Consider the following 15715-nt stretch of genomic DNA (forward strand, 5'->3'; position numbering starts at 1 on the left):
CGCCGGCAGCCGCGCGAGAAGGGGCGCCTAGGCGCCCCTTCTCGTTTCAAGGCGGGGGCGTGAGGCTGCGGATCGGAATCCGTCGCCGCTGCGGTTTGGCCAGGGCATACTCCTGCGCCGACAGCGAGGCACCCCAGAATTCCTCGACGCTGGGCCCGTTGCGGCTGCGTCCGCCGGCGAAGAAGAACTCGAACAGCTCGCGCAGCCACACCCGCCGGCCCATGCGCACGTACCAGCGCATGCCCTTGAGCACCTCGCGGTCGGGGTGCAGCAGGCTGCGGTGGAGCGCGCGCGGGCGCAACTGCACGATCGCCTCGATCGCCTTCACCCACAGCAGCACCCGCCACGGCGGCACCCGCGTGGTCGCCAGCACCTGATGCTTGTAGTCCCACTTGCGCGCGTCGGTCTGGATCACGCGCCGGTCGGCGACGCTGTCGTAATAGGGCGTCCAACGATGCGGGGTGACGTAGAGCAGTTGGATCTGGTCGGGGTCGTAGCGCAGCAGGTGGCGCAGCGAATTCCAGTAGTCGCGATCGCGCTCCTCGTCGAAGCCCACCACATAGGTCGCCATCGAGATGATCCCGTGCGCGCGCAGCAGACGGATCGCTTCGCGGTCCTCGCTGACGCTGGCGCCCTTGCGGATCTTGCTCAGGGTGGCTTCGGAATAGCTCTCGATGCCGAGCAGGAAACGGATCACGCCCGCGCGCTTGTACAGGTGCAGGATGTCGGCGTCGCGCACGATGTCGCCGGCGCGGGTCGAGCCGACCAGGGTCAGATCGACGTTCTCCGCGATCAACGCCTCCAGGAAGGCCTGCCAGGCTTTGCGCGAACCGGTCGGCAACTCGTCGGCGAAGTTGATCAGGCGCACGCCGTGTTCGCGGTGCAGGCGCGCGAGCTCGCGCGCGAATTTGACCGGATCGCGATGGCGCCAGCGGCTCCAGAAGCCGCGCTGGCCGCAGTAGCTGCACAGGTAGGGGCAGCCGCGCGAGAACTGCACCACCACCGCCTTCATGCCGCCCCAGTAGGAATAGCGGTCGTGGTCGATCAGCTCCCAGCCGACCCGGCACTGGTCCAGGTCCAGGATCATCTCGGCCTGGCCGGTCTCCAAGATGCGGCCGTCGTCGCGGCGATAGGCCAGCCCCGGCACGCTGGCCAGGTCCTCGCCGCGCGCCAGCGCCTGCGCGAGCAGGGTCGCGGTGCGCTCGCCCTCGCCGCGCACCACGATGTCCACCGCGGCTTCGCGCTCCAGCACGTCGCGCCAGTGATAGGTCGGATAGACGCCGCCGTAGACGATGCGCAGCTGCGGACGCTCGCGCTTGAGGCGCGCGGCGATGCGGGCGATGGTCGGATGCGCCGAGGTCGAGCCGGAGTGACCGACCATCAGCAGATCGGGCGCGGCCGCGAGTACGCGCCGCACGATCTCGTCGATCGTCAGCGGACCGAACTCGGCGTCCAGCAGTTCGACCGCGAAGCCTGCGTCGATCAAGGGTCCGCCGATGCTGAGCAGGCCCAGCGGCGGCAGTTGCTCGCGCGGGATGCGGCTGCCGATCGCGGTGTGCGGCGGATTCAGCAGCAGGATGCGGAAATCGTTGGGATCCATGGCGACCGCTCCTGGCTGCTATCAGCGGCGACGACGGGCGAGGGCGCCCAAGGCGGCGCGGACCAGGCCGACCGTGCCGACCACCGCGCCGCTCGCGATCAGCGCGTAGCCGATCGGTATCAGCGCGAACGGCTCGTGCAGCACGCCGTCTTCGTCGATGCTGACACCGATCAGGCGGAACGCGATCAGACACAGGCTGCCCAGGCACAGCAGCGACACGGCGACTTGCGAGGTTAGGGACGGGCTGGACACGACGACGGGCTCCTGAGCGGCGGTGGCATCAGGCTGGGCCCTGCGGGTGCGCGCAGGATGAGGCGTCTGTGAAGCGAAGGTGGCGCGCACCGGCGAGACGGGCGCCCCCAAAAGCGGTGCTTTGCCTCCCCCTTTGTTGAGGGGGATTGAGGGGGATTTGCTTTTGCGCCCCGCAAACAAAAACGGAGCGCCGAGGCGCTCCGTTTTCGTGGCGACGCCCGAAGGCGCTGCGCGGATTACTTCTTGATGCCGGCGTCCTTGCGCAGATCGTCGGCCTTGTCGGTCTTTTCCCACGAGAACGCGGTCGCGGTGTGCTTCTTGCCGGCGCCGTCGGTGTAGGTGACGTCGCGCGGCTTGCGGCCGAAGTGGCCGTAAGCGGCGGTCAGCTGGTAGACCGGGTGGATCAGGTCCAGCATCTTGACGATGCCGTACGGGCGCAGGTCGAAGTGCTTGCGGATCAGCTTCTCGATCTTGTCGTCGCTGATCTTGCCGGTGCCGAAGGTGGTGACCGAGATCGAGGTCGGCTCGGCCACGCCGATCGCGTAGGAGACCTGCACTTCGCACTTGTCGGCCAGGCCGGCGGCGACGATGTTCTTGGCGACGTAGCGCGCGGCGTAGGCGGCCGAACGATCGACCTTGGACGGATCCTTACCCGAGAACGCGCCGCCGCCGTGACGGGCCATGCCGCCGTAGCTGTCGACGATGATCTTGCGGCCGGTCAGGCCGCAGTCGCCCACCGGACCGCCGATCACGAAGATGCCGGTCGGGTTGATGTGGACCTTGCTCTTGGGCAGCTTTTCCAGCCACGCCTTCGGCAGCACCGGCTTGAGGATGTGCTCGTACACGCCCTCGACCAGGTCCTTCTGCTTGATGCCCGGATCGTGCTGAGTCGACAGCACGACCGCGTCGAGGCCGGCGACCTGGTGCTTGTCGTCGTAGCGCAGGGTGACCTGCGACTTGGCGTCCGGACGCAGCCACGGCAGCTTGGAATTCTTCTGCTTGCGGACCTTGGCCTGCTGCTCGACCAGACGGTGCGAGTAGTAGATCGGCGCCGGCATGAACTCCGGGGCTTCGTTGCAGGCGTAGCCGAACATCAGGCCCTGGTCGCCAGCGCCTTGTTCTTCCGGCTTCTTGCGATCGACGCCCGCGGCGATGTCCGGCGACTGCTTGCCGAGCATGTTGATGATCGCGCAGGTGTGGCCGTCGAAGCCGACATTGGAATTGTTGTAGCCGATGTCGTTGATGACCTTGCGCGCCAGCGACTCGATATCGACCCAGGCCGAGGTGGTGACTTCGCCGGCGACGATCGCCGCACCGGTCTTGACCATGGTTTCGCAGGCCACGCGCGCGCGCTTGTCCTGGGCCAGGATCGCGTCCAGCACTGCATCGGAAATCTGGTCGGCAATCTTGTCCGGATGGCCTTCGGACACGGACTCGGAAGTGAACAGGTAGCTGGACATCGGGCGAATATCCTTCGATTCGGATAAAAAGATGGCCGCCCATAATACAGGCTTGGCCGGTTCGGCGCATTGTGCCCATTTCCGGCGTTGCCGGGTCGTTAAGCGGCTGTCACACGCCTGAAGCCCCAGCGCCATCGGACTGTCTCCGGCGCGGCCCAGGCTGCGCGGCATACCGCCGCCACCGCGACGCCAGCACATGCTGCAACTCGAACGCCGCCTGCAAGAACGCTTCCCGCAGTGGTTTCGGGGCCGCCGCGAGCGGCTGGCCCGGCCGCTGCTGCGCACCATCGGGCGCTGGTCGAAGTTCGACGCGGTCGACGGTTTCCTGGCCGAGAACGGCCATCTGCGCGGTTTCGCCTTCGTCGGCGCGGCCCTGGAGTTCCTGCAGGCGCGTTACAGCGCCGATCCGGCCGAAAAGCAGCGCATTCCGGCCAGCGGACGCCTGCTGGTGGTCGCCAACCATCCCTCCGGCGCCATCGACGCCCTGGCCCTGCTGGATCTGGTCGGCAGCGTGCGCCGCGACGTGCGCATCGTCGCCAACGACCTGCTGCAGGCCCTGGACGGGCTGGAAGGGCTGATCCTGCCGGTCAAGATCCTCGGCGGCCGGCCCAGCGCCGAGAGCCTGCAGGCGATCGAGGCGGCGCTGGAGGCCGAGCAGTGCGTGATCGTGTTCCCGGCCGGCGAAGTCGCGCGGCTGGGTCTGCGCGGGGTCACCGACGGGCGCTGGCGGCGCGGTTTCCTGCGTTTCGCGCGCAAGACCGGCGCGCCGGTGCTGCCGGTGCGCATCGAAGCGCGCAACTCGGCCCTGTTCTACGGCGCCTCCGCCCTGTTCAAGCCGGCCGGCACCGCGCTGCTGGCGCGCGAGATGTTCGCGCGCGGCTCGCGCCGGATCGCCCTGCGCATCGGCCGTCCGCTGACCCTGCCCGCCGACGCCGACCCCGACCGCCTGCTGCGCGAGGTACGGCGCGAGCTGCACGCGATCGGCACCGTGCGCGAGCGTCCCGCGCCCGAGGGCCCGGAACCCCTGATCGACGCGGTCGATCCGCTCGCGCTGCAGATCGAGATCGCGGCCCTGAGCTCGCTGGGCCAGACCTTCGACGGCAAGCAGATCCGGGTCGGCCGGCTGCAGCCGGGCTCCAAGCTGTTGCGCGAGATCGGTCGCTTGCGCGAGCTCACGTTCCGCGCGGTCGGCGAGGGCACCGGGCGGCGCCTGGACGTGGACCTCTACGACAGCTGGTACGAACACATCGTGCTGTGGGACGCGGCCGCGGCCAAGATCGCCGGCGCCTATCGCATCGCGCGCGGTGCCCAGGTGCTGGCCGAGCGCGGCCTGGCCGGGCTCTACACCGCCTCGTTGTTCCGCTACGCCGACGACACCGTGCCGCGCCTGGCCCAGGGCATGGAGCTGGGGCGCAGCTTCGTCGCGCCCGACTACTGGGGCAGCCGCAGCATCGATTATCTGTGGCAGGGCATCGGCGCCTACCTGGCCCGGCATCGCAAGGTGCGCTACCTGTACGGCCCGGTCTCGATCAGCGCCGCGCTGCCGCCGGCCGCGCGCGAACAGATCGTCGCCTACTACGCGCACTACTACGGCGCCGAGGAGGGCGAGGCGGTGTCGAAGCAGCCCTTCGTCTACCGCGCTGCGCCGCCGCAGTTCGACGAACTCGACGCCGGCACCGCGTTCCGGGTGCTGCGCGGCAATCTGGACGCGCTGGGCGCGACCTTGCCCATGCTCTACAAGCAGTACACCGAATTGTGCGAGCCGGGCGGGGCGCGGTTCCTCGCCTTCGGCGTGGACCCGGCCTTCAGCGACGCGGTCGACGGCCTGATCGAGGTCGATCTGGAGCGCGTGCGGCCGAAGAAGCGCGAACGCTATCTGAGCGTGGTCGACCCGGCGGCCGAAGCGGCCGCGGCGCGCCACGACGATGCTTCCGTCGCCAGCGAGAGCCGCGTATGAGCCCGTCGATCGCCCAACTGCCGCCCCGTCGTCGCGCCGTGTTCCTGTCGGACGTGCATCTGGGCGCCAAGCATTGCCACGCCGCCGAACTGGCGGAGTTCCTCGGTCATCTGCGCTGCGACCGTCTGTATCTGGTCGGCGATATCGTCGATCTGTGGTGGATGGCGCAGCGGCGCATGACCTGGGGCGCGGCCCAGTACCGCGTGATCGAGGCCCTGCACGCGCTGCGGCGCGCGGGCACCGAACTGATCTACGTGCCCGGCAATCACGACCGGCCGATCCGGCGCTTCTGCGGCCTGGCCTTGCCGCGCATGTCGATTCGGCGCCGCAGCATCCACGTCACCGCCGACGGCCGCCGCCTGCTGGTCACCCACGGCGACGACTACGACGGCGTGACCCACTTCGGCGGGCTGCAGGAGCAGTTCGGCGACTGGCTGTACTACCGCATCCTCACCGGCAACCAGATGCTCAACCGCGTGCGGCGCCGCTTCGGCCTGCGCTACTGGTCGCTGTCGGAATTCCTCAAGCGCCGAAGCGGCGCCGCCGAGCGCTACATCGCGCGCTTCGTGCAGGCCGGCCTGGACGACGCGCGCCGACGCGGCCTGGACGGGGTGATCTGCGGGCATATCCACCGCCCGGGTCTGTTCGAACGCGACGGCTGCGTCTACGCCAACGACGGCGACTGGGTCGAGAGCCTGACCGCGCTGGCCGAAGATCCGGACGGCAGCCTGCGGCTGCTCTCGCACAACGGCGACACCCTGGCGATGCTGCCGGCGCGCGCGCCGCGCCTGCCGGACGCGCAGCTCCCGCACGCGGCTTGAAAGTTAGTCGAAACGTTCGATTCCTGGCGTGCGATTCAGGTAGACGCCGACCAGTCGGCGTCATCTCGATTCGTCATCCCCGCGAAGGCGGGGATCCAGTGACTTCAGCGTCATGTCGAGGCGTGCCGTCGAACGCCGAACTTCGTGAGCTCGCCTCAGAACGCAGCGGCCACACTAGACCAAACCCCGCGCAGCGCGCGAAGCTGTAGCCAACGAGCTCAGCCGCAAAACCCACCCCCGCATCCGCCAACCGCCCGCCCAAGCGTAGGGGAGGGCGGCAAGCGGTGGTGGATGCGTCGCGACTACTTGGCGGCTACGTCGCGGTCCTGCATGCCGCCCAGCGCGACCCGGTGCTCGCCGACCTGGATGGTCTGGCCGGCCATCAGGCGCTGGTAGCGTTCGTTGCCGAGCGCGCGCTTGAACTGCGCGAGCGAACGATCGTAGCTGCGGGTGTACTCGGCGAACGCGGTGCGGTTGCCGACGATCATCTGGACCTTGCGTTCGCTGAGGCCGGTTTCCTGCGACAGCGTGCCGACGACTTCATTCGCATAGACCGGTGCGGTAGCGGCCATCGCGACGACGAACAGTGCGGTTCTTGCGTTCATGACGTTCTCCGGTCGGGCCTCCTGGCCCTGTGGCTGCGACGTCGCCGCAGGCCGGTGTGGGGTGACTCCGGCACTCGTATGATTCGCGTTCGCGCGCAAGCGAACGAGTGCCGGAACGGCCCGTGACTGACGTCATGTAAGCGACGAAACCGACGAACGGCAGCAACGTACGCGCGCTTGGCGGCATCGCATCGCGATGTCTCGTCGCCGCGCATGCGCGCGCTGTACCGGCATCGATGCGCGCTTGCGCGCGATTTGCGAATACCGAAAATCGCGGCCTGGCGCCGCCGCTCCAGGCGCGCGCGAGCCAGGACCGCGGCGCCCGCCATGTCGCGATGCGACGCCTGCGCCATCGCCTGCTTGCACCGCGCGAGGGCATTGGCGTGGCGCGGGATTCTGTGCCAACCTCAGCCCCGCGGGAGGGTCCCCCAGCCGAACGGCGGGACACGGGCATCGGGGAGCGATGGCCGCGGACCGCGGACAGGGGATGCCGGCAGCGACGCGTAAACGCGGCGCGACCGCGCCGCCGGCCACAAAACGGCTTAGCGACCAGGGACGGTGCGCGATGGTTCGGAAGGATCCGGATGTCTTGATGCCTGTGGCGCGTTGCGCGCCCCCTCTTCTGGCTATCGCGCTGTTGCTGGTCGCGCCGCCGCTGCGCGCGGCGCAGGCCGCCGACGACATCCACACTCTGGACCGCGAGCGGGTCAGCGCCAGCGCCCTGCCGATCACCGCCGCGGCCGCGAGCCAGCACGTGACGGTGCTGGAGCGCGCCGATCTGGATGCGCTGCAGGGACTGAGCGCGGCCGACATCCTGTCGCGCCAGGCCGGCATCGTGATCGATCGCGGCGCGGGCAGCGGCGGCTTCGGCGCGCTGTATCTGCGCGGCGCCGATCCCAGCCACGTGGTGGTCCTGATCGATCACGTGCGCCAGAACGATCCCTTGTCTTCGCGCGGCAGCGCGGTCGATCTCAATACCTTGTCCAGCGACGACATCGAACGCATCGAGATCGTCCGCGGCAACGCCAGCGTGGTCAACGCCGAAGCGATCGCGGGATTGATCCATATCTTCACCCGCCGTGCCGCGCCCGGCGCCACCCTGGGCGCCAGTGTCGGCGGCGACGGCTTGCGCGCGGCGCAGGCGTCGTGGGCAGGCACGGCCTTGCGCGCTAGCGCGACCCAGCGCGAGGAAAACGGCGAAAGCGGCGCGCGCAACCGCGTGCGCGCCGCCAACCTCGGCTGGGACCGCGCCGTGGGCGAGCGCACCCGCCTGCACGCGGCCGCGCGCTACAGCGACAGCCGCAATCTGGCCTTCCCCGACGACAGCGGCGGCGACGCGTATGCCGCGATCCGCAGCCTGGACAGCCGCCGCAGCCGCAGCCGCCAGCTGTCCTTGCGTGGCGAATACCGGCTGCGCCGCGGCGGCGCGATCGAAGCGCAACTGGCGACGCTCGCGCGCGATGGCGACGAGGATACGCCGGGCGTCGCACCGGGCCTGCGCGATCCCTTCGGCCTGCCGGCGATGCGCAGCCTCGGCGACTATCGCCGCGACGAAGCCCAATTGCACTGGCTGTTGCGGGCCGGCGACGGGCTGATGTTCACCCTGGGCACGCAGTACCAGCGCGAGCGCGGCGACCTCGACAGCCTGATCGATTTCGGCGGCTTCGCGCTGCCGGCCGGCTTCTCGTTGCGCCGCAGTACCGCCAGCGCCTTCGCCGAGGCGCGTTGGCAAGCGGGGCCTTGGACCGCGCAGGGCGGCCTGCGTTACGAGCATCCCGATCGCGGCGACGACGCCACCCATCCCATGCTGTCGTTGCAGCGCGCGCTGGGCGGCGAGCACGGCGAATGGGGCCTGTCGGTCGCGCGCTCGTCCAAGCGGCCCAGCTTCTATGCGCTCGCGCATCCGCTGGTCGGAAACCCCGCGCTCAAGCCCGAGCGCGCGTTGCATCGCGAGCTCTACTACGCGACCGCGGCCGACGCACCCTGGAGCCTGCGTCTGACGCTGTTCGACGCGCGCTATCGCGACCTGATCGATTTCGACGCCGGCCCGCCGCCGCAACTGGTGAACCGGGCGCGCATCGAAACGCGCGGCCTGGAGTGGCGCGCGGGACGGCGCTACGCCAACGACTGGCGCCTGCAATTCGAAGGCAGCTGGATGCGCGTAAAGGCCTACGACGGCGACGGCGACGAAACGCGGCTGCGCTATCGGCCGCGCGCGCAGTGGAGCGCATCCGTGGGCATGCCGCTGGGCGAGCGTCGCGAACTGTCCCTGGCGTTGCGACACCTGGGCCGACGCTACGATTCTTCGATTCCCACCGGCGAGCGCCGGCTGGACGCGACCACCACGCTGGACCTGAGCCTGCGCCAGCAATGGGGGCCGGCGCAGCTGCTGCTGGCGATCGACAACCTCGCCGACGCGCGTAGCGAGGAAACCATCGGCACCGACTCGCCCGGACGCAGACTGCGCCTGGCCCTGCGTTGGCCGCTGCAATGAACCGTAACGCGCCCGCCGTATCGGCAGGCCGCGCGGCGTGGTGGCGCCTGGGGGTGTTCGCGGTCGTGTTGCTGGCCTGCGTGCTGGTGCCGTTCGCGCTGTGGGGCGATGCCCTCGACCGCGCCGCGCCGGCCTGGCTGTCCGCGCAGGACGCGCGTCTGTGGCTGGCCGCGTTGGGCATCGCGCTGCTGGTCGCCGATGTGGTGCTGCCGGTGCCGAGCAGCGTGATCGGCATGCTGCTGTGCTGGGAACTGGGACCGTTGTGGGGCGGGCTTGCGGTCGCGACCGGTGGCCTGCTCGCCTTCGCGCTCGGCTACGCGCTGGGCCGGGTCCTGCCCGAGGCGCGCCTGCGGCGCTGGATCGGCGCGGCCTTGTGGGATCGCGCGCGCGCGTCGGCGCGGCGCCAGGCGCTGTGGTGGATCGTCGCCGCGCGGCCGCTGCCGGTGCTGGCCGAACTCAGCGCCTTGCTGGCCGGGGTGTGGCGGGTGCCGCCGCTGGCCGCGTTCGCGCATGCGGCGCTGTCGTCCTGCGCGGTCGGTGCGCTGTACGGCGCCAGCGCCTGGCTGGGCCTGAGCGAACCGCATCCGGCCGCGATGCTGCCGACCCTGCTCGCCCTGCCGGCCCTGGTCTGGCTGATCCATCGCATCCTCCTGCGCCGGCTGCTGGCCGGCGCGGGCTCCGCTGTATCCCGTGAACACGATCGAGGAGTAACGCCATGAGCAGGATCTCCGCAAGCGCAGCGTCGAGGAACAGAACAGGGGCGTCGGCACGAGGCATCGCGGTCCGGTGCGCGCTGGCGCTGATGCTGGCGGCCGGCACGGCGGCGGCGTCCGGCCCCAGGATCGAGGCCGCGAAGCCGAAGCAGACGCCGGCCGAGCGCCACATCTACTACACCGGCGGCGTCCACAACGACAAAGGCTGCGTGCCCGCCTCGCGCTGCATCCATGCGCGCAAGCCCGGCGAGCCCAGCGACCCGCTGTATCCGAAGTGGTGGACCAGCGGTTGGACCATGTACCGGGTGTTCGCCAACTACGAGCAATACCCGCCGCCCTACACCTCGCCGCCGGCGGGCCTGACGCCGGCCGACTACCAGGTGTCCTACGGCGCGACCTACTACGACTCGACCTACGTGCCCGCCGACAAGGACGGCGAGGGCGCGATGATGGAGTACTACGAAAAGCAGTGCCTGCCGATCTTCCCCTCGGCCAACAACTTCACCTGCGCCTTCGTCTCGCTGGGCAACAAGGCCTATTTCCTGCGCTACGCCGACCGTCCGGCGGGCACGCCGCAGTGCTGCAAGTTCTCGCCCAAGAACCATCCGCCGCGCCTGGACTTCATCAAGCACCTGCCTTACGACGCCCAGCGCAGCACCCATCTGGGCGGCAGCGTGCAAGCCTATGCGCGCGAAGTCGGCCCGCAGAAGATCCTGTTCGGTTACGCGTTCTGGCGCGAGCCCACCTCCGACCATCCGATGGACGCGAACGCGCCGTCCTATCGTCATCCGCAGTCGTTCTTTTTCTCGGGCTATCCCGCCGATCCGCCCAACGCGCCGATCGTGAGCCAGAACTACAGCAGCTTCCGCGCCGAACGCCCCGATCCGGCCGCGACCTGGGACCAGGTCGCGCAGATGTGTCCGGTCGAGCCGGAGTGGTGCTGTCTGTTCGACGGCGACTGCCCGGACAAGGAGCAGGCGGGCAAGCAGAAGAAATAGCAGCCGCAGGACCGGCCGGGTTCTCGCGAACCCGAATCCCAGCAAGGACGCGGCCCGGACCCTCGGCGCCGCGATAGCCAGGAGCACACCCGATGAGTTACCTAGACGCGCCGCGCTTGCACTTCAGCGGCTGGTTCCAGGCCGACGTCTCTACCATCAACAACGACGTCCGCACCTTCCAGAACGACTCCTTCGTTCCCGAGTATCAGCAGTACAACCAGAACGGCAGTTGGAACCCCGAAGGCACCGGCATCTTCCGCTTCCTGGATTGCGCGGTGACCGGCGGCGCGCTCGCCGGCAAGGCCCTGCGCGGCGCCGGCGACGATCCCGCGATCGGCATGCTGCTGGAGAACGCCGACCAGCGCGCGCCCGGCAAGCTGGTCGATCTGGACCCGCAGCAGCAGATGGTCTCGCAGATCTGGGGCATGCAGCTGCGCCTGCTGGACGCGGCGCGCAAGGCGGTGCTGCAGGGCGAGTTCAAGCCGGTCGCGTTCTGCAACCTGTGGCAACGCCAGAAGAGCGGCGTGCCCATGGATCAGAAGCTGGCGGCGAACTACCAGTCGGTGCTGGAGGACATCGCCTGGGACGCGGCCCTGGATTCGCCGCTGCTGCGCGCATTGCGCGAGGCCACCGAGGACGGTCTGCTGTCGATAGCGTTCAACGTCTACGGCTACGGTCGCGACGCCACCATCCCGCGCTACACCATGGGCCACGTGGTCGGCAGCATCGGCCCCTATCTGCGCGGCGAGCCCAAGCATTTCGTGCGCGGCCGGCAGATGATCGCGATGCCGTCGGGGAAGTCGCCGCTGGCGCCCAAGAACGGCGTCTACGATGCCCAGGGCCAGGTCGCGTCCGACCTGAGTGCGTTGACCCTGGACCTGGGCAACACTCTGCCGATCAAGAGCGCCGACAGCGGCTTCGAAGATCTCGGCCCGCTGGTGATCGGCGTATTGAGCTTCAATCCGCCGGCTGAGCTGGTCGCGGACATTCCGGCCAACTCGGTCGCGCTGATCGGCGAAGTGCCGTACCAAACGCCGGACTGGTACGCGCAGACCGCGGGCGTGATCGATTTCGACCTCAGCGCGAACCCGCGCGCGCAGAGCTTCCTGCCGGCCTGCCCCTTGCTGTTGCTGTCGCCGCAGCCCTCGGGCTTCTACAAGGTGCTAATGCAGGAGTCGCTCGACGGCCAGTACCTGCGTGCCGACGACTTCGTGTTCCGCCTCGATCCGGGCGAGCGCGACCGTCTGGAGTTCTACGCCACCCGCTACGGCCAGCCGCTGGCCGGGGCCGGGATCGCGCTCAGCGCCACCGAGGGTTTCATGGGCGGTTCCGGCGGCGGCGACACGATGACGCCGCCGACGCGGCCGCATGCGGCGATTCCCGACATCGGCACGCCCACAGACGCCATCGCCTACGCCGCGACCGCGACCACCGATGCGGCCGGCCGCGCCCAGGTCGAATTGCGCGCGTCCGACGCCGGGCCGGGGCGGCCGCGCGGCTACATCGCCGGCCAGCTCTACGGCATCGGCTACCAGCTCGCCGCCCAGCCCTCGGGCTATGTCGCCAATCCGCTCAACTACGTGAGCGTGCTGGTCTACAGCAAGACCGAGCCGCCGGCGGCGCCGACCTGGTACGACGACATCCAGCCCTTGTTTACCCAGTACGGCAACCTCTATCCGATCATGAGCCGCTACGTGGTCGATCTGCGCAGCTACGACTCGGTGATCACGCGCTTGAAGGCGCTGCGCCTGGCATTCTCGCTCCCGCGCCGCGATCCCAACCACATGCCGGTCACGCGCGACCTCAGCGCCGGCGATCGCGCCACCATCCTGCGCTGGCTGGACACGCCCGCGCCCGACGGCTTGCCCTTGCTCGGCAAACCGCCGCTGGCGCCCACCGTCGCCGAGACCCCCGTCGCCGCCGCCGCCGTCGCGCAGGAACCCGCGCCGGTCGATCTGGCGCCGCTGCAAAGCGCGGGCAAGTCCGCGTTCGTCCTGCAGTACCTGGCGCGCCGCAAGGCGGGGCAGGGCCAAGAACCGGGAGACACGCCATGATCCGCCTGCGTCCGGAAATCCTCAGCGGCATCCGCGCCGCCGAGACCGCGGTCGATCTGCATAAATACCTGCAGAACGCGGTCGAGCTGGAACACAGCACCATCCCGCCCTACCTGACCGCGATGCTGTCGCTGCGGCCGGGCAGCAACCGCCGCATCGCCGCGATGATCCGCAGCATCATCGTGCAGGAGATGCTGCACATGAGCATCGCCGCCAACATCCTGATCGCGATCGGCGGCAGCCCGCGGATCAACACCCGCGACTTCGTGCCCAAGTACCCGGGCCCGCTGCCGATGGACATCGGCGACGGATTGCGGGTCGGCATCGAGGCGTTCTCGATGGGCCTGGTCAAGCACGTGTTCATGGCCATCGAGCAGCCCGAGGAGGAGATCCCGATCCGCCAGCGCATGCTGCAGGCCGGCACCGAACCCGAATACGCGACCATCGGCGAGTTCTACGACGCCATCCAGCAGCGCATCCGCGAACTGGGCCAGGACATCTTCGTGCACACCAGCGCGCCCCCGCAGGTGGTGAACAGCGCCTGGTTCCCGCCCGACAAGCTGTTTCCGATCGAAGGCCCGGAGTCGGCCTGCCACGCCATCGAGATCATCAAGCTGGAAGGCGAGGGCAGCTCGGTCACGCCGTTCCAGTCGCCGGGCGATCCCGCGCATTTTTATATGTTCGGATCGATCGTGGCCGGACGCGAACTGATCACCACGCCCGAGGGCTACGCCTACGCCGGCGTACCGATCGAGTTCGACCCGTCGGCGATCTGGCCGCTGAAACCGAACTGCAAGATCGCCGACTTCGCGCCCGGTACCCAGGCGCGCAGCCGCATCGAGCAATTCGCCTATAACTACAGCGCCTTGCTCAACGCCCTGCATCAGGCCTTCAACGGCACGCCGCAGGCCTTGGATCGCGCGATCGGCCTGATGTACGACCTGCGCGTGCTGGCGGTGGCGATGATGCAGACCGATATCGGCGACGGCACGGGCCGCACTGTAGGCCCCAGCTACGAGTACATCGAAACCCAGGGGGGTATGGGATGAGCGACAGCGACGCGTCCGTGAACCGGCATCCGGTGGCGATGTTCGAGATCATCGCCCGGGACCAGGCGGCGATGCAGCGCTTCTACAGCCAAGTGTTCGGCTGGCGCTATGAGAACGGCGATGCTGGCTTCGCTTACGTGCATTTCCCGGTGCGCATGCAACCGCTGCTGGGCGGTATCGGCCAGGCCGACCCGAACACGCCCGGCTTCGAACCGGGGCACAACTTCTATCTGTTGGTCGACGATCTGCAGGCCACCATCGACGCGGCGATCGCGGCCGGCGGGCGTCAGTACATGGCGCCCGCCGACGCCGACGGCTACAGCTTCGCGATGATCCAGGACCCCGAGGGCAATCCGGTCGGTTTGATCCGGCCGTTCCAGCGCTAGCGTGATGCGGGTCGGCCGCAGCGCGCGCCGGCCCGCCGCTGAACCGACGCGTACGACGCGGCGCTGCCGCCCGCGTAGCGGCAACGCCGTGCGCGCTAGCATGCGGGCATGGATTCCCTGACTCAGATCGTGCTCGGCGCCGCGCTCAGCGCCGCCATCGCCCCGGCCGGCCATCGTCGCGCCGCCCTGCTGGCCGGCGCCGCCCTCGGCACCTTGCCGGACCTGGACGTGATACCGGTGAACCTGCTCACCGACGATCCGGTCGCGCGCATGACCTGGCACCGCAGCCTCAGCCATTCGCTGCTGGTGCTGCCGTTCGTGGCCTGGGCCGTGTGGGCCTGGTTCCGCCGTCGCGGCGGCCGCGTGGCGCAATCGCCGCGGCGTTGGTTCTGGGCGATGCAGGCGGCCTTGCTCACGCATCCCATCCTGGACGCGTTCACCGTTTACGGCACGCAGTTGCTGTGGCCGCTGACGGTGCGACCGGTCATGTGGTCCAGCATCTTCATCATCGATCCGCTCTACACCGTGTGGCTGCTGGCGGCCTGCATCTGGGCCTGGTTCGCGCGCGTGAAGGCCAGCGCGCAGCCGGCGTTGTTGTTGGGCCTGGCCTTGAGCACGCTGTACCTGGGCGGTTCGCTATGGGCCAAGCAGCGCGCCGAGCGCGCCGCGCAACCGGCGTTGCTGGCGATGGGCCTGGCCGATGCGCCACGCTTCTCGGTGCCGATGCCGTTCAACATCCTGCTATGGCGGGTGGTGGCGATGACGCCGCAAGGCTATGTCGAGGGCGAACGTTCGCTCTACGCGGATCGCGGTCCCATGCGTTTTCAGGCCTACCGCTCCGACGTGGACGCCTATCGCCAGGTCGCGGCATACCCGGCCGTCGCGCGTCTGGCCTGGTTCAACCACGGCTTCATGAAGGCCGAGCAACGCGACGGCCAGCTGGTGCTGAGCGATCTGCGCATGGGGCTGGAGCCGGACTACAACTTCCGCTTCGTGGTCGCCCGACGCGGCGCCGACGGTTGGAGCGAGGTGCCCGCGCAGCAGCTGCAATGGCCGTGGCAGGCCGCCGATCGCTTGCCGGCGATGTGGACGCGCATCTGGAACGAGCCGTCGGCGGCCGTTGGCACAGCCGACGCGGGCGCGCCCTCCGCGCAATGAAGGCACACGTTGTGTGCCATTGATGTTGAGAGCGAATGCGCTTTGCGTGCGGGCGTTTTCGTGCGCGTACGTCGCAGTTGCTAGCGCCGATTCGCTGTGCTGATATGCGACCGCGACTGGGGGTCGCAGGACGCATGCGTCCTTCATGCACAGGGGAACAATATGCCG

13 protein-coding genes are annotated in these 15715 nt (G+C 69.2%); 9 read left to right on the plus strand and 4 right to left on the minus strand.

Annotated elements, in window-relative coordinates; genetic code table 11:
* Positions 1 to 46: 46 nt before the first annotated feature.
* The 3 genes from bchE to metK form a co-directional block, all read right to left on the minus strand.
* Complete coding sequence (bchE, locus tag ASD69_RS14860) at positions 47 to 1600, minus strand: magnesium-protoporphyrin IX monomethyl ester anaerobic oxidative cyclase (protein WP_056179518.1); 1554 nt, start codon at positions 1598 to 1600, stop codon at positions 47 to 49.
* A gap of 21 nt (positions 1601 to 1621) precedes the next feature.
* Positions 1622 to 1852: a DUF3955 domain-containing protein gene (locus tag ASD69_RS14865; RefSeq protein WP_200943998.1), complete on the minus strand. Its 231-nt coding sequence runs from the start codon at positions 1850 to 1852 to the stop codon at positions 1622 to 1624.
* Between the two features lie 236 nt (positions 1853 to 2088).
* A complete protein-coding gene (metK, locus tag ASD69_RS14870) occupies positions 2089 to 3312 on the minus strand; it encodes a methionine adenosyltransferase (protein ID WP_056179524.1) in 1224 nt (407 codons plus the stop codon).
* 196 nt (positions 3313 to 3508) lie between these two features.
* Here metK and ASD69_RS14875 point away from each other — a divergent pair, with 196 nt between their 5' ends.
* A complete protein-coding gene (locus ASD69_RS14875) occupies positions 3509 to 5269 on the plus strand; it encodes a lysophospholipid acyltransferase family protein (RefSeq protein ID WP_056179527.1) in 1761 nt (586 codons plus the stop codon).
* A complete protein-coding gene (locus tag ASD69_RS14880) occupies positions 5266 to 6090 on the plus strand; it encodes a UDP-2,3-diacylglucosamine diphosphatase (protein WP_056179530.1) in 825 nt (274 codons plus the stop codon). The genes ASD69_RS14875 and ASD69_RS14880 overlap by 4 nt, the downstream gene beginning before the upstream one ends.
* Before the next feature lie 302 nt (positions 6091 to 6392).
* Here the strand turns inward: ASD69_RS14880 and ASD69_RS14885 are convergent, their stop codons facing one another.
* Positions 6393 to 6695: a hypothetical protein gene (locus tag ASD69_RS14885; protein ID WP_157489415.1), complete on the minus strand. Its 303-nt coding sequence runs from the start codon at positions 6693 to 6695 to the stop codon at positions 6393 to 6395.
* A gap of 592 nt (positions 6696 to 7287) precedes the next feature.
* Here ASD69_RS14885 and ASD69_RS14890 point away from each other — a divergent pair.
* From ASD69_RS14890 to ASD69_RS14920, 7 genes are all read left to right on the plus strand, one after another.
* The gene (locus tag ASD69_RS14890) at positions 7288 to 9189 is read left to right on the plus strand and encodes a TonB-dependent receptor (protein ID WP_162250660.1); all 1902 of its coding nucleotides are present in this window, start codon (positions 7288 to 7290) and stop codon (positions 9187 to 9189) included.
* Complete coding sequence (locus tag ASD69_RS14895) at positions 9186 to 9908, plus strand: VTT domain-containing protein (RefSeq protein WP_082576499.1); 723 nt, start codon at positions 9186 to 9188, stop codon at positions 9906 to 9908. Before ASD69_RS14890 ends, ASD69_RS14895 begins: the two co-directional genes overlap by 4 nt.
* A gap of 83 nt (positions 9909 to 9991) precedes the next feature.
* Entirely contained in the window at positions 9992 to 10900 is a 909-nt protein-coding gene (locus ASD69_RS14900) for a hypothetical protein (RefSeq protein ID WP_056179539.1), read from the plus strand.
* Positions 10901 to 10992: 92 nt separating this feature from the next.
* Positions 10993 to 12954 (plus strand): hypothetical protein, encoded by a 1962-nt coding sequence (locus ASD69_RS14905; protein ID WP_056179540.1) that lies wholly within the window; start codon positions 10993 to 10995, stop codon positions 12952 to 12954.
* On the plus strand, positions 12951 to 14003 hold the full coding sequence (locus ASD69_RS14910; RefSeq protein ID WP_056179543.1) for a ferritin-like protein: 1053 nt from the start codon (positions 12951 to 12953) through the stop codon (positions 14001 to 14003). The genes ASD69_RS14905 and ASD69_RS14910 overlap by 4 nt, the downstream gene beginning before the upstream one ends.
* A complete protein-coding gene (locus ASD69_RS14915; protein WP_056179546.1) occupies positions 14000 to 14389 on the plus strand; it encodes a VOC family protein in 390 nt (129 codons plus the stop codon). The genes ASD69_RS14910 and ASD69_RS14915 overlap by 4 nt, the downstream gene beginning before the upstream one ends.
* Positions 14390 to 14497: 108 nt before the next feature.
* Positions 14498 to 15547 carry a metal-dependent hydrolase gene (locus ASD69_RS14920; RefSeq protein ID WP_056179551.1) on the plus strand — a complete coding sequence of 350 codons (1050 nt, stop codon included), beginning with the start codon at positions 14498 to 14500 and terminating at the stop codon, positions 15545 to 15547.
* Positions 15548 to 15715 lie beyond the last annotated feature (168 nt).

Origin of the sequence: Lysobacter sp. Root604 (genome assembly GCF_001427505.1) — a bacterium.
Taxonomy (GTDB): domain Bacteria; phylum Pseudomonadota; class Gammaproteobacteria; order Xanthomonadales; family Xanthomonadaceae; genus Lysobacter.